Genomic DNA, 14,119 nt, shown 5'->3' on the forward strand with positions numbered 1-14,119 from the left:
GGAAGGGGAGTGGTCAAGGGCGCCCACGCTCGCGCTGCCATGCCCGCGCGCCGGGTGGGGCCGGGCGCGCAGGTGGCAGGGGCGGGCGCTGCGGGGTCAGCCGGCCTGGGTCAGGCGCAGCAGCTGGTTGAAGATGTTCTTCTGGTGCATCTCTTCGGTGCCGCCCACGCTGGCAAAGCCCAGCGCGTCCTTGACCAGGGTGGCGATGTCGCCTTCGTGGTAGCCCAGGCTGCCGTACAGCTTGAGCAGGCTGATGGCGCTGTGGATGAAGTCCTGCGCGGCGCCGAGCTTGGCGATCGAGCAGCTCATCAGCGCCTGGGGGTCGTTGCCCAGCAGCTGGTCGAGCGCGGCGTACACCATCCAGCGGTTGCGCTCCATGCCCATGGCGATGTCCACCAGGCGCTTCTGCACGTACTGGTGGGTGTCGATCGCGCTGTTGAAGCTCTGGCGGTTGGCCGCGTAGTGCATGGCCTCGGCCAGGAACGGCGTGGGCAGGTTGGCCGCTACCAGGCCGTAGTACGCACGCCCCAGCGAGATGATCCTGATCAGTTGCTGCAGGCCGCGGCCCGGCTCGCCCAGTACCTGTTCGGCCGGCACCGGCAGGTTGTCGAAGTGCAGCGGGCCGGTGGGCAGGTGCTTGTTGCCCAGCTTGTCGTCCGGCTCGCCACGGGTCAGGCCGGGGGTGTCCTTGTCGATGATCACCAGGGCGATGTTGTGCTTGGAGTCGGTGGCCAGGCGGGTCACGATCAGCAGGAAGTCGGCCACCGGTGCATGGGCGATGTTGAACTTGCTGCCGGTCAGCCGGTAGCCGTCCGCGCACGGGGTCAGCAGGCTGTGGATACTGCGCACGTCGGTGCCGGTGCCCGGTTCGGCGATGCCGGTGGCGCTCAGCGCGCCGGCCAGGATCGCGCTCAGGTAGCGGTCCTTCTGGGCGTCGCTGCCGTAGAGCATCAGGGCACGGACCATGCCGGCCTGGGCAATCACCGACAGCAGCAGCTCGGGCGTGCGGATCGACGAGGCCAGGCCTTCCAGCGCGGCACTGAAGCCCCACCAGTCTTCACCCAGGCCGCCGTATTCGAGCGGGATGACCAGCTTCCACAGGCCCGCGTCGCACAGGCGTTGCCAGCCGTAGTGATCGAAACCGGGGGCGGCGCTGCGCCGCGCCTCGGCCAGTTCCACGCCGATGGCGCGGTAGGTCGACAGCAGCGCGAGCTGCTGTGGAGTCCAGGAGAGTTTCATTGAGCGTACCTTTGCAGTCGGTTCGCCGGGGCGCCTGAGCGTCGGCGAACGGTTCGTCCCTGAGCGCCGGCTCAGCCTTCCTGGAAAGCCAGGACCTGATCCTTGAATGCCTGGGGCACAGGCACGGTGGCCTGTTTGTCGTAGTCGAACATCACGTGGTACGACTTGGCCCTGGCCACCACCTCGTGGGTATCGTCCTGGCGGCGCATGGTGTGCTCGATCTCGAAACTCTTGGTGCCGAATTTCACCACGGCGCTGCTGACCACCAGGGTTTCGCCGTACATGGCCTGCTTGAGGTAGTCGCACTCGCTGCGCACCATGATGTGCGGCAGTTTTTCGCTCTTTGGCAGTTGCAGCAGGTGGTGCATGTAGCAGAGATAGGCATGTTGCATGTAGTCATAATAGATGGGGCTGCTTACATGGCCCATCGAGTCGGTGTCGCGGTATTTGATTTCAATGACGGTCTCAAAGCCTTTCTGGCTCATGGTGCACTTCCTTTTGTTTGTTCTGTTTGAAGTTGGCGGAATGTTCTTGAAACTTCTCGGCAACTTGTTCGGTCCCTTGAAAGTGGGTTTCAAGTTGTTTCAAATGCTAGGCAAGTTGAACTTGCAAGGCTACTCGCGTTTGTTTGCGTGAAACTCGCTTTCGCGCTGCAGCGCTTGTCTGCCGTGGGGTTGCTGGCTGCTGGTTGTACGCCATGGTTCGTTTGTAGGGGCGGCCTTGAGGGTGGCGTTGAATTGCTCGCATTTCGCCGCCGACAACGAACTTTGGTCATGAATATTTAATATTCCCGGCAATGCGAGCAATCCACGGCGGGTACACGGGCACGGCTTTTGTGTGTGGGGTTTTTAATGCGAGTAGTTGTTCGTCAGGCATTCTTTTAGCATGGCCGCCACTCAGGCGCCGTTGTTGTAGCGGCCCTGTATCGCCATTCAGGGAGTGCAGTGTTCATGACCAATCAAGACAGGGTGGCGGTGGTCACCGGTGCGGCCAGCGGTATTGGCGCGGCGACCGCCCTGCAGCTGGCACGGGAGGGTTTTCAGGTGGCGTGCCTGGACCGTGACGAAGGCGGCCTGGATCGCACCCTGCATGCGCTGGGCCCAGGCCATCGGCCGTTCGCCCTGGACCTGTGCGATGAACAGGCAGTGGCCGCGGTGTTCGCCGAAATCGCCCGGTGGCACGGGCGCATCGATGGCCTGGCCACCTGCGCCGGGGTGGTCGACACCACGGCATTCGACGACCTGAGCGTGGCGCGCCTGCGCCAGTTGCTGGAGGTCAACCTGCTTGCCACCTTCAGCGTGGTGCAGCACAGCGTGCCCTTGATGCGCGCCGGCGGGCATATCTGCACCGTGGCCAGCGTCGCCGGCATTCGCGGCGGTGGCCTGGCCGGCACGCTCGGCTACGCCACCAGCAAGGGCGCGGTAATCACCCTGAGCAAGGGCCTGGCGCGCGAACTGGGCCCGCGCGGGCTGACCGTCAATTGCATCGCCCCGGCGGTGATCCGCACGCCGATGCTCGATGACACCACGCGCGTCGCCGGCAAGCTCGAACAGCTGCACGGCATGACCGCCTTGCGCCGCGAGGGCCGTGCCGAGGAAGCCGCCGAGGTGATCGCCTGGCTGCTGTCGGGCAAGGCCTCGTTCGTCAGCGGCACCACCATCGCCGTGGACGGCGGCCTGGCGATGCTCTGAGGCGCTTTCTTTTCTTCCTTTTCTTCTCTGTACAGGACGTCAACCATGGCAGTTTCCAAGGACAACCCACTGGCGCTTTGCCGCACCTTTTTCTTCATTCCCGGCGCCGACGAGCGCGCGTTGCTGGCGGCACTCGACGGCGATGGCGACGTGCTGGTGCAGGAGCTGGAGGACTTCACCCCACCGGCGCGACGCCCCGAGGCGCGTGCACTGGCGGTGGATATCCTGCAGCGCTGGCGCGCCTGCGGGCGGGTCAGTGCGGTGCGCATCAACCCGTTTGAAACCTGTGGCCACGAGGACCTGGCGGCAGTGATGGCTGGCCGCCCGCAGGTGGTGATGATGTCCAAGGTCGAGCGCCGCGAGCAGATGATCGAGCTGGACCAGTTGATCACCGAGCTTGAGGGGCGCCATGGCATCGCTGCCGGCAGCACGTTGATCGTGCCGAACATCGAGACCGCGCTGGGCGTGGTGCGCGCCATCGAGATCGCCGCCGCCAGCCCGCGTATCAAGGCGATGCTGGTGGCCACCGAGGACATGGTGGCCGACCTGGGCGCCGGGCGCAGCCGCGCCGGCACCGAGCTGTATTACCCGCGCTCGCGCTTTCTGCTCGAATGCGCGGCGGCGGGGGTGCTGGCCATCGACTCGCCCTACACCTTTGCCGACGCGCAGGGTGCCGAAGCCGACATGCAGTTCGCCCGCTCCATCGGCTACCAGGCCAAGGGTGTGGTCAACCCGGCGCACGTGGCGGTCGCCAATCGCTACCTCACCCCCGCTGACGCGGACGCCGAACTGGCGCGCCGGCAGGTGGCGGCGTTCGAGGCGGCTGCCCAGGGCGGCAACGTGCGTGCCGAAGTCGATGGCCTGGTGGTGGAAGTGCCCAGCTACCTGCAGGCGCTGCGCTTGCTGGAGCGTTACGAGCAGTTGCAGGCGCGTCAGGCGCTACGCCGCTGAGCTGTGCGGCTGCGCGCGGGCGCGGGCGGTGGCCAGCGGCATGGCCGGCGGGAGGCACAACAGCCCGATCAGCGAGCTGCTGATCGCATCCTCGATCTGCGCCTGGCTCATCTGCGGCGAGTCGAGGATGTAGGCCTTGACCATCGAGGTGATCACCTGGGCCGCCAGCCAGGCGGCCAGGTGCAGGTTGCTGTGAGCCAGCGTGGCCCGCCAGCGGTCCAGCAGGCGCTCGATGGACAGGGTGATGCGGGCCTTGTGCTGCAGGTCGTCGACGCTGCGGCTCAGGTTGGCCAGGTCGGTGTCGAGCAGCCGGTGCAGCTCCGGTTCCTGCTGGTGCAGGTGCAGCAGGGCTTGCACCAGCAGCCTGAGGTGGGCCGGCAGGTCGGCCACCTCGTGTGCGCCGGCGACCTCCAGAATCACCCGGTTCATGGCCTGCGCATGGCGCTCATGCAACGCCGCGATCAATGCATCCTTGTTCGGGAAGTACTGATAGACCGAGCCCACGCTGACCCCGGCGCGCTGGGCCACCAGGTTGGTGTTGGTGCCCTGGTAGCCATGCTTGACCACCACCTTGGCGGTGGAGGTGAGGATGGTTTCGACCATCATCCGCGAGCGGGCCTGGGTGGGGATCTTGCGCGGAAGGTTAAGGTGTTTCACGAATGTCTCCAGAAAGGGCCTGATTGCATTTGTGAGAAAGGCTGCCAGCAGGCAGCGGTGCTCCGACCTTGGAGATTTCTCCCTGATTGCCTGGAGCGCGCCGCCGCTGTGGCAATGCAGCCGATCCAGTACGAGGGCGATTCTTGGCCTTGGAGACGCTTTGGAAAATGCTCTGGTGTGCACTTTATAGTTAGCGATAGGGTCAGCTATCGCCGCCGCAGGCCCCCGCAAACCGGGCAGATCACAGGCTGCGGTCGAGGCCGAAACGTTTCTTCAGCACCTTTTCCAGCAGCCGTTTGGGCAGCACGCCGGCCAGCAGCGGCAAGGCGCGGCTGCCGTTGCCCAGGCGCAGCAGGTCGGGCGGGGTACGCTGCTGTACGGCCTTGAGCAGGCCCTGGGCGAACGCGCTGGCGGGGGTCGGTCTGTCCTGCGAGGCGCGGGCGCGGGCGCGCACCTGCTCGCGCAATGGCCACCACGGCGAGTCTTGCGCCAGCACCTGCTCGGCCTCGCGCCCGGCATTGCTGGCGAAGCTTGAGGCGATGGCGCCGGGCTGCACTTCCATCACGCCGATGCCGAACGGCGCCAGTTCCAGGCGCAGCGCATCGCTGAGCGCATGCACCGCCGCCTTGGATGCGCAATAGGCGCCGGCGAACGGGGTGACCAGCACACCCGACACGCTGCCGATGTTCACCACCAGGCCGCGATTGCGTCGCAGCAAGGGGAACAGTGCACGGGTCACACCGATCAGTGCGAACACGTTGGTCTCGAACTGGCGCTGCATCGCCTCGACACCGCCGTCCAGCAGCGGCCCCATCGCGCCGTAGCCGGCGTTGTTGATCAGGATGTCGAGGCCGCCATGGGCCGTTTCGATGGCGTCGGCCAGGCGCACCAGGGCGTCCTCGTCGTTGACGTCCAGCTGGCGGCTGCTGAAGCCGGCCTTGATCAGCGTGGCGACGTCATCGGCCTTGCGCGCGGTCGCCCACACGTCGTAGCCGGCGGACTTGAAGCTGTCGGCGAGGGCGCGGCCGATGCCGCTGGAGCAACCGGTGATCAGGACGACGGGCATGGAAGGGGGCTCTCCTCAGAATGTGGTGTTCGGTCAGGGCTTCGATCAGCCGGGTGATGCTCGTGGCGCACACCACGAGGTTGGGGCCGGCGACGGGCAACAGGATATGTGAAGGCAGATAGTGCAGCGACAGGCTCTGGAACAGGAGGGTCAGGGCCGGTTCTTGCGGGTGATCCTCGAACAGGTCGACGTTGAAATAGTGGAAGTCGACCTGAGGATGTTGACTGCCAAGCCGTGCAACATCGGGATGCATCGTGCGGCAAGGCGGGCAACTGGCCGAGCCCACCATGACCATGGCCGGGCGTTGGCGTGTGCAATCGTCGAGCAGCGCCTGGAGCTGGTCGAGGCGGGTCACGGGCCTGAGTGACATGGTGGTGCCTCCTGCAAGGATGCCGGTGCGCTCCATTCAACCCCGGCTGGCGTGTTTCAGGTAACTGACAAAAATACTAGTTGGCAAAGCCACCCTGCAGGTGCTCGGCACGAAACTCCAGGGTTTGCGGGCGGTAGCCTGAGCGCAGGGGGGGCAGGGGCAGGCAGTCGTGCCAGCTGGCCTCGGGCTGCAGGTCGCCGGGGCCGCGGTAGCGCGGTGCGGCGTAGGTGTTCTCGGCCAGGTTGACGGTGTCGCCGGGGGCGTAGGCGGCCACGCGCCAGCGCAGCTCGACCAGCGGCACGCGGTTGGCGTTCTTTATCTGTACGCGCAGCGGCCGGTCGGCCGGGCAGGCGTCGGGGGCGTAGTCCAGGCGCAGTTCCAGGCGGGCCAGCTGGCTGGCCTCGCGGTTGTCCAGCCACACCACCCACAGGCCCACCAGGCCCAGGCCGAGCAGCGCGGCCATGGAGATCGGCAAGGCCTTGGCCGGGTAGCGCAGCAGCAGGACCAGCCAGGTGAGGATGAGCAGGATACCGATGAACATGGAGGGCGCCTTGGGTGCGGATGAAGGATCATCCTACCCTGATAAAAGCATCGCGGGTCAAGCCCGCTCCCACAGGTTCGATGGCGACCGTTGTGGGAGCGGGCTTGACCCGCGAAAGGGCCTTCCGGGCTTCAGATCACTGTGCGATGGTCTTGATCGACACCCCGCGCTCCACTGGCGTGGAGCGCCCGTAGATGTCCTCGAAACGCTCGATGTCGTCCTCGCCCAGGTAGCTGCCCGACTGCACCTCGATGATCTCCAGCGGGATCTTGCCCGGGTTGCGCAGGCGGTGCACCGAGGCGATCGGGATGTACGTGGACTGGTTCTCGCACAGCAGGAACACGTTCTCGTCGCACGTCACCTCGGCCGTGCCCGACACCACGATCCAGTGCTCGGCACGGTGGTGGTGCATCTGCAGCGACAGGCTGGCGCCGGGTTTTACCGTGATGTGCTTGACCTGGAAGCGCCCGCCCATGTCCACCGAGTCATACGAGCCCCACGGGCGGTACACCTCGCAGTGGTTCTGGGTTTCGTTGCGGCCCTGGGCGTCCAGGGTGTTGACCATCTGCTTGACCCCCTGAACCTTGTCCTTGTGCGCGATCATCATGGCGTCCTTGGTCTCGACCACCACGATGTTCTCCAGGCCGATCACCGATACCAGCTTGCCGTTGCCGTGGATCATGCAGTTGTGGCTGTCCTGCACCACCACGTCGCCCTTGGTCACGTTGCCGTTGGTGTCCTTCTCGTGCACGTCCCACAGCGACGACCAGCAGCCCACGTCGCTCCAGCCCGCACTCAGCGGCACCACGCAGGCGCGCTGGGTCTTTTCCATCACCGCGTAGTCGATGGAGTTGTCCGGGCAGCAGGCGAAGGTGGCCTCGTCGATGCTGATGCTGTCGCCGTCTTCCAGGCTGCGCTCCAGGGTCAGCAGGCAGGTGTCGTAGATGTCGGGGTCGTGCTTTTTCAGCTCTTCGAGGAAGCGGCTGGCGCGGAACAGGAACATGCCGCTGTTCCAGTAGTAGCCGCCACTTTTGACGAACTCGGTGGCGCGTTTTTCGTCAGGTTTTTCAACGAACTGTGCCACGCGGCTGATGCCTTCGGGCAGCAGGGCGTCCTGGCTCGACTTGATGTAGCCGTAGCCGGTTTCCGGCTTGGTCGCCGGCACCCCGAACAGCACCATTTCGCCGCGTTCGGCGGCCACCGTGGCCAGGGCCAGGGCGCGTTGCAGGGCCTTCTGGTCGTCCAGCACGTGGTCGGCCGGCAGCACCAGCATCAGCTCGTCGCGGCCTTCGTTGACCAGTTTCATGGCCGTGAGCGCCACGGCCGGCGCGGTGTTGCGCCCGAACGGCTCCATCAGGATCGCCTGGGTGTCCAGGTTCAGGTTGGCCAACTGCTCGTTGACGATGAAGCGGTGGTCCTTGTTGCACACCACGATGGGCGCGTCCATGCCGTCGAACACCAGGCGCGACAGGGTTTGCTGGAACAGCGTGTGTTCACCGGTCAGGGCCAGGAACTGCTTGGGGAATTGCTTGCGCGACAGGGGCCACAGACGCGAGCCGCTACCACCGGACAGGATGACTGGAATCATGGGTAATCTCCGAACGTTGAAAGGGGCAGTTGATTAACGGGTGGACACAGGGCGCTTGACCCAGACCGGCGACAGGTTGCTGCCACTGCCGGTCACATACAGCACGGCCGCTTCGCCACGTTCGAGTGCAACGGGCTTGAGGTCGCTGACTTTCTTGTCGCCTTCATACAGCGCCAGGCTGACCTTGACCGGGTTGATCTCGCGCTCGCCGCGCGCCTTGGCCGCCACCGGCTTGACCACTTCGGTCTTGCCATCGGCGGTCTTCAGGGTCAGGGCCTGGTCGCTCAGGTTCTGCACGCGTACCAGGGATTTCTGCTTGTTCTTGAACGGCGGTTCCTCGACCAGTTGCGGCTGGCCGCTGCCGTGGTTGACCAGGGTGTAGTAGTGATCGCCCGCCAGCTTGACCGGTACGGTCTGGCTGCCGACCTTGGCGCTGTAGTCGCCCTGGGGCATGAAGCTGAAATCGCTGCTGCCCTGGGCGGCCACTTCGCTGATCTGGGTGTTGCCGACACTGGCGGCCACCGGCTGGTTGCCGGCGTTGTACAGGCGCACGAAGGTCGAGCCCTTGGGCGCGCTGGGGCCATACAGTGCGGCGTCGGCGCCGGCCCAGGCCTGCAGCGAGAGCAGGCTCATGCCGGCGGTCAGGGCGAATGCTTTGGCAATGCGGTGCTTGGTGGTCATGTGCAGTTCCTCTCAGTGTTGCGTCCGATTGGACGACAGGGCCATGTCTTGATTGGCGGTACGGGTTTGCTTCAGCTGGGCGATCCACTGCGGATCGAAGGCGCTGAGGTCGTTTTTCATTGGCAGATAACGTTCCGGGAACTCCCATACCAGCACCTGTGGGGCGCTGGTCTTGAAGGCGTCGGTCTGCAGGTACTTGAGCATCGGCAGCAGCGGGCCATGGCCGTCCTCGGCGTCATTGACCACGTCGCTGCGCAGCGCCTGCTGCAACGCACCGAGGAAGTTCCAGTGCGGGTTGGCGCTGTAGCTGGTGCCGATCAGCGCCACGGGGATCTCGTTGTCGGCAAACAGCGCGTCGTCGCTGTCGGCCTGGTCCTGGGCCCGGGCAGGGCGGGTGGTGCGTTGCTGCAGGCTGTCCGGGGCCGGCAGCAGGTGGCTGAACAACGGGTCCAGCGGCAGGAAGTTGGTGAGGTCGCCCTTGTACGGTGTGGCGGCTTTGGCTTCGGTGACGAACTGCTGCGGCGTGCCGCTGAGCAGGGTCTGGCGGGCCACGGCTTCGGCCAGGTGGCGTGCCACCACCTCGGCGCCCAGTGGTGTCCAGTGGGTGTCGGTGCGCAGGAACACCTGGCCCTGGGCCTTGGCCGCCTGCAGCGGGCCGAGCAGGTCCGGGGCGAACACGCCGGCCTGGCGCGCCTTGGCATGGAACTGGTTGTACAGGTCGGCATGCAGGCTGGCGGGCGTCTGCTCACCGATGTACTCCGGGTACAGGCGGGCCTTGGCCGGAATGATCGCCAGCACCAGTTGCACACCGTGCTGCTTGAGGGTGTCGCGCACGCCGCGGATCAGTGCGAGGTTCTCGGCCTCGAACTGTTCGCTGCCGGCCACCGGCTTGAACTCTTCATCGCTGAACAGCCATTGCTCGCGGCCCAGCACCACACCCGGGCGGCCTTCGTTGAACAGTTTGAAGTCCAGCGCCGCCCAGAGGTTGGTGCCCAGGCGCTTGATCGGGAACTGCGCGTCGTAGTGGGTTTCAGCGGCCTTGGCCAGCTTGCCGTCGAGCAGGGACATCTGCGCGGTACGCTGGAAACTGCCCAGGCCCCCCAGCGACCAGATGCCCAGGCCCAGCAGCAGGGCCATGAACAGCACGGCGTAGAGTTTGCGTAATGATCGGGTCATGGTCGGCTCGCTCAGAACTGGAAGTAGAGGAACGGCGAGTAGCTTTGCGCCGAGAGTTTGAGGATCGAGGCCACGAACAGCAGCAGCACCAGCGCGCGGGTCATGTACAGGCCCCAGTCCAGGCTCACGCTGCCGTCGCCATGCACGGCCACCGGGCTGGCCTTGGCCGTGGGCTTGGCGTTGCGGTAGAAGTCGCGCAGGCCGAAGAACGCCAGGCTCAGGTAGGCGATCACCAGGGTGGCCACTTGCAGGCCGGTGAGGCTGGCGCGGTTGAGCTCCGACAGCTGCCATTCACCGAAGCTGAACATGGCGCCGTACATGCGCCCGGCCACGTGCAGGTTTTCGGCGCGGAAGATCACCCAGCCCATCACCACCAGCAGGAAGGTGAAGGCCCACTTGACCGGGTTGAAGCGCTGCGGGTTGGTGTCCAGGCCCAGTGCGCGCTCGATCGCCAGCCACATGCCGTGCCAGGCGCCCCAGATGATGTAGGTGAAGTTGGCGCCGTGCCACAGGCCGCCCAGCAGCATGGTCAGGAACAGGTTGCGGTAGGTGGCGAAGGTGCCGCCGCGGTTGCCGCCCAGGGTGATGTACAGGTAGTCGCGCAGCCAGGTGGACAGGCTGATGTGCCAGCGCCGCCAGAACTCGGTGATCGACTGGCTGATGTAGGGCTGCTTGAAGTTCTCCATGAAGCGAAAGCCCATCATCAGGCCCAGGCCGATGGCCATGTCGCTGTAGCCGGAGAAGTCGAAGTACAGCTGCGCGGTGTAGGCCAGTGCGCCCAGCCAGGCGTCGCCGGTGGTCGGGTTCTGCAGGGCGAAGCAGTGGTCGGCGACCACCGCCAGGGTGTCGGCGATGAACACCTTCTTGATGAAGCCCTGCATGAACCGCGTGCAGCCTTCGGAGAACTTGTCCAGGGTGTGGGTGCGGTGGTTGAACTGGTCGGCCAGGTCGCGAAAGCGCAGCACGGGGCCGGCGATCAGGTGCGGGAAGATCGCCACGAACGCGGCGAAGTCGATCAGGTTGCGGGTGGCCGGGGTGTCGCCGCGGTACACGTCGATGATGTAGCTGATCGACTCGAAGATGTAGAACGAGATGCCGATGGGCAACAGGATGTGGGTGAGGATGAACGGCTCCAGGCCGTACGAGGTCATGATCGCGTTGATGCTGTCGACGCCGAAGTTGGCGTACTTGAAGTAGCCCAGGATACCCAGGTCGACCACCACCCCCAGCAGCAGCCAGCGCTGGGCCGGCTTGGTGCGCACGCCGGCGGCGCCCACCTTGAGGCCGATCCAGTAGTTCCACAGGGTGACCGCAGCGAACAGCGCCAGGAAGTCCACTCGCCACCAGGCGTAGAACACGTAGCTGGCCAGCAGCAGCAGGGCGTTGCGGTAGCGTTGCCCGCTCAGGTAGTACAGGCCGAGAAAGATCGGCAGGAACAGGAACAGGAACACATTGGACGAGAACACCATCCCGATCTCTCCTTGTCGTTATCCACAATCGGGGCAGCAGCCCCCCAAACCCCCCGCTGAAATTGCGGGGGAACCAGATCAAACGCATCGCGGGTCAAGCCCGCTCCCACAGGGATTGCGGTCGTTGCTACTTCTTCTGTTCTGCCTGCGGGTCGTAGACGCGCGTCAGGTCGCCGCCCAGGCGGAAACTCTTGAACGGCTGCATCGCGTGCTTGCGCTTGAGCGCATCGGCGTCGCACTGGTACAGGCTGCACCACGGCTCAAGCCAGGCGTATTTGCTGTCGATCTTCAGATCGTCCATGTCCTGCTTCTGGCCATTGCGCGCCTTGAACGCACTCGGGTCTCTGGCCCCGGACAACACCCGCTCGCCCAGGCGCTTGAGCGCGCCGTTGTTTTCCGGGCGCAGGTCCACGCCGTTGGCCTGGGCGAAGCTGGCGATCATCGACAGCGGCGGCAGTGCGTAGTTGTGGTACGCCAGGGCGCGCTGCTTGCGCTTCATCTCGTTGGGCAGAAAGCCCTGCGCATCGACCTGGTTGGCACCCACGCGGTACTCCTTCACGGCCCAGTCGAACAGGTCGCGGCGATCGGTCGCCACCGCCGTGGCCATCACCGACCAGGCGGCCCAGTACGAGTGGTTGTTGATCTTTTCCAGCGGCAGGTCGCTCCAGTCCTTGACCGTCTGCTCGGCCAGGCGCGCGAACCATTTCTCGATCTGTTCGGCCTGGGCCTGGTGCGCCGCCAGTGGCTGTGCGTTGGAGAACTTCAGGCGCAGGTATGCCGAGCTCAGGCTGCCCAGCGCCCATTTGCGCATCGACTTGCCGGTGTGGTTGTAGTCGGTGGACATCAGCGCATCGGCCTGCGCCCAGGTGCCCAGCCACTGCAGGGTGCAGTCCAGCTGCTGCGGGCGGCCGTCGCGCATGTACTGCATCACCTGCTTGCTGACCCCGCGCTCCAGCGTGGTGATGCTGGCGGTGGAGTCGCGAAAGGCCTGTTCGGATGCCTTGTTCAGCGTCGCGCGGGCCTTGTCCGAGCCTTCGTACTTGCTGCGAAACTGCAGCGCGCCGGTGTAGGGCTTGGGCACGGCCTCACAGGTGAAGTCGTTGGGGCTGGTCTTGGGTTTCTCGATGCCGGCGTAGTAGCCCTGCGGCGGGACCAGCCCGCCGGCCTGCACCGCCGGGCCGAACAGGGCCAGGGCGAGCAGGGCGGGGGTGGCAAGGGTGCGGATGGATGTCATGTGCGCCTCACAGGCCGGCCTGGGCAGCATGCTGCCCGGCGCCGGCGATCGGGTTGCGTGTACACAGCCTGGCCTGGACCTTCTGGCTGCCGCTTTCGGGACCCTGCACTTCCACCGCGAGCAAGGTCTGGTTGGCCCAGTCCTCGTCCTCGCGCAGTTGGAAGGCGAAGCGTCCGTCGGTGTCGGAGGTTTCGGGTTTTTCGATCTTCAGGTCCTCGTGACGACCATTGAGGTACCACAGGGTGGCCTGCAAGGTCTTGACCGACTTGTCTTCGAACTGGATGTCCAGTTGATGACGGCCGTTGACCAGGTTCTTGATCACGCCGTTCTTGCCATTGACCAGCAGCTCGTTGGTGCCCGGCTTGAGCGAGGTGCTGACGCTCATCTGCGCAGGCTTGCCTTCGCAGCCGTTGTCGAGCAGGGCGAGCATCTGGCGCCAGATGGTTTCCTGGTCCAGGCGGTACAGCGGCGAGAACTCCCACACCAGGATCTTGGGCGGGTTGTTCTGGAACTCCTCGCTGCCCAGGTACTGGATCATCGAACCTTCCAGGCCGCCACCGGGGAACGCGACGTTGAGCACGTCGGCGCCGATGTACTGCTGCAGAAAACCCGAGAAGTTGTAGTTCTTGCCGCTGTGGCTGGTGCCCACCAGGGTGATCTGCGGGTTGCCCGAGTCGCCGAACAGGTCGTCGCCGCCACTCTCGCCCTTGGGCTCGGTGACGAACTGGTCCATGTACTGCACCGCGTAGCTGGTGCCGCACAGTTGGCCGGCGACGTTGTGCAGGGTGCCGGTCTTGCCCATGCGGCCGGACGGGTGGCTTTCGAATTCACGCCGCGGGATGTCGGCGAAGGCCGGCATGCTGTGCACGGTGTCGGCCACGATTTTTGCCGCACGCTCGGCGCCATAGGGCGTCCAGTGCTGGTCGCCGCGGAAGTAGAAGTCCTTGCCCTGCTGCGCGGCCGGCAACTGTTCGTTGGTCAGCGGCGACAGGTCGGGCACGTTGTAGCCCATTTGGGCGAAGCGCTTGAGCATGGCCTGGTAGTTGCGCAGGGCCTTCTCGTAGTTGAACGCGGCCTTGTCGGCCGGGTTGAGCATGTTGCGGTTCACCAGGCCACGGGTGGGCTGGTACACCACCACCAGTTCCACGCCGCGCGCCTTGAACGCATCGTGCACCTGCTGCAGGCGTTTGTAGCCGGCCGGGGTGGTGCTGAATTCGGTGCGCAGGTCTTCGCGGGTACGGAACAGCCAGTCGCCCTGGGCTTGCACCAGGGTGGTGAAGTTCTGCTGGTAGCGGGTGGTGTAGCGGCTGGCATCGTGGGCTTCGGGGCACAGTTGGCAGCACGGCTGGGCGGTGAAGCTGGGCGCCTGCACCTCGTCGGCACGCACGCCGTTGCTGATCGCCAGCAGCGCCGCACTCAGGCCAAGCAGTTTCATCAGGTGTGGGGTCATGTCAGG

General features: G+C 65.4%; 14 protein-coding genes. 2 read left to right on the forward strand and 12 right to left on the reverse strand.

Annotated features, from left to right (window positions below):
• Positions 1-96: 96 nt before the first annotated feature.
• The gene (locus tag MF6396_RS00535; protein WP_078479507.1) at positions 97-1,239 is read right to left on the reverse strand and encodes an acyl-CoA dehydrogenase family protein; all 1,143 of its coding nucleotides are present in this window, start codon (positions 1,237-1,239) and stop codon (positions 97-99) included.
• Between the two features lie 71 nt (positions 1,240-1,310).
• The gene (locus tag MF6396_RS00540) at positions 1,311-1,724 is read right to left on the reverse strand and encodes an acyl-CoA thioesterase (RefSeq protein WP_043860990.1); all 414 of its coding nucleotides are present in this window, start codon (positions 1,722-1,724) and stop codon (positions 1,311-1,313) included.
• A 465-nt stretch (positions 1,725-2,189) separates the two neighbouring features.
• Between MF6396_RS00540 and MF6396_RS00545 the strand changes: the two genes are divergently transcribed.
• Complete coding sequence (locus MF6396_RS00545; RefSeq protein WP_078479508.1) at positions 2,190-2,930, forward strand: SDR family NAD(P)-dependent oxidoreductase; 741 nt, start codon at positions 2,190-2,192, stop codon at positions 2,928-2,930.
• 45 nt (positions 2,931-2,975) lie between these two features.
• Positions 2,976-3,881: an HpcH/HpaI aldolase/citrate lyase family protein gene (locus MF6396_RS00550; protein WP_043860993.1), complete on the forward strand. Its 906-nt coding sequence runs from the start codon at positions 2,976-2,978 to the stop codon at positions 3,879-3,881.
• Here MF6396_RS00550 and MF6396_RS00555 read toward each other — a convergent pair.
• The 10 genes from MF6396_RS00555 to MF6396_RS00600 form a co-directional block, all read right to left on the reverse strand.
• Positions 3,870-4,538, reverse strand: coding sequence for a TetR/AcrR family transcriptional regulator (locus tag MF6396_RS00555; RefSeq protein WP_052504232.1), 669 nt, complete (start codon positions 4,536-4,538; stop codon positions 3,870-3,872). The two genes, MF6396_RS00550 and MF6396_RS00555, sit on opposite strands and share 12 nt — an antisense overlap.
• A 241-nt stretch (positions 4,539-4,779) precedes the next feature.
• Positions 4,780-5,604, reverse strand: coding sequence for an SDR family oxidoreductase (locus MF6396_RS00560; protein WP_054914855.1), 825 nt, complete (start codon positions 5,602-5,604; stop codon positions 4,780-4,782).
• Positions 5,495-5,974 carry a thioredoxin family protein gene (locus MF6396_RS28645; protein WP_161493020.1) on the reverse strand — a complete coding sequence of 160 codons (480 nt, stop codon included), beginning with the start codon at positions 5,972-5,974 and terminating at the stop codon, positions 5,495-5,497. Before MF6396_RS28645 ends, MF6396_RS00560 begins: the two co-directional genes overlap by 110 nt.
• Before the next feature lie 76 nt (positions 5,975-6,050).
• The gene (locus MF6396_RS00570; protein ID WP_043860996.1) at positions 6,051-6,515 is read right to left on the reverse strand and encodes a hypothetical protein; all 465 of its coding nucleotides are present in this window, start codon (positions 6,513-6,515) and stop codon (positions 6,051-6,053) included.
• 136 nt (positions 6,516-6,651) lie between these two features.
• Positions 6,652-8,103 (reverse strand): mannose-1-phosphate guanylyltransferase/mannose-6-phosphate isomerase, encoded by a 1,452-nt coding sequence (locus MF6396_RS00575; RefSeq protein ID WP_043860997.1) that lies wholly within the window; start codon positions 8,101-8,103, stop codon positions 6,652-6,654.
• Positions 8,104-8,136: 33 nt separating this feature from the next.
• The gene (locus MF6396_RS00580) at positions 8,137-8,784 is read right to left on the reverse strand and encodes an alginate O-acetyltransferase AlgF (RefSeq protein ID WP_043860998.1); all 648 of its coding nucleotides are present in this window, start codon (positions 8,782-8,784) and stop codon (positions 8,137-8,139) included.
• Between the two features lie 12 nt (positions 8,785-8,796).
• A complete protein-coding gene (locus MF6396_RS00585) occupies positions 8,797-9,960 on the reverse strand; it encodes an alginate O-acetyltransferase (protein ID WP_078479510.1) in 1,164 nt (387 codons plus the stop codon).
• Between the two features lie 11 nt (positions 9,961-9,971).
• Positions 9,972-11,429, reverse strand: coding sequence for an MBOAT family O-acyltransferase (locus MF6396_RS00590; RefSeq protein WP_054914852.1), 1,458 nt, complete (start codon positions 11,427-11,429; stop codon positions 9,972-9,974).
• Positions 11,430-11,556: 127 nt separating this feature from the next.
• Positions 11,557-12,663, reverse strand: coding sequence for a mannuronate-specific alginate lyase (locus tag MF6396_RS00595; protein WP_058541092.1), 1,107 nt, complete (start codon positions 12,661-12,663; stop codon positions 11,557-11,559).
• A 7-nt stretch (positions 12,664-12,670) separates the two neighbouring features.
• On the reverse strand, positions 12,671-14,113 hold the full coding sequence (locus tag MF6396_RS00600; RefSeq protein ID WP_058540861.1) for an alginate O-acetyltransferase: 1,443 nt from the start codon (positions 14,111-14,113) through the stop codon (positions 12,671-12,673).
• Positions 14,114-14,119: the final 6 nt, after the last annotated feature.

This window comes from Pseudomonas sp. MF6396, from assembly GCF_002018915.1.
Classification (GTDB): Bacteria; Pseudomonadota; Gammaproteobacteria; order Pseudomonadales; family Pseudomonadaceae; genus Aquipseudomonas; species Aquipseudomonas palmensis.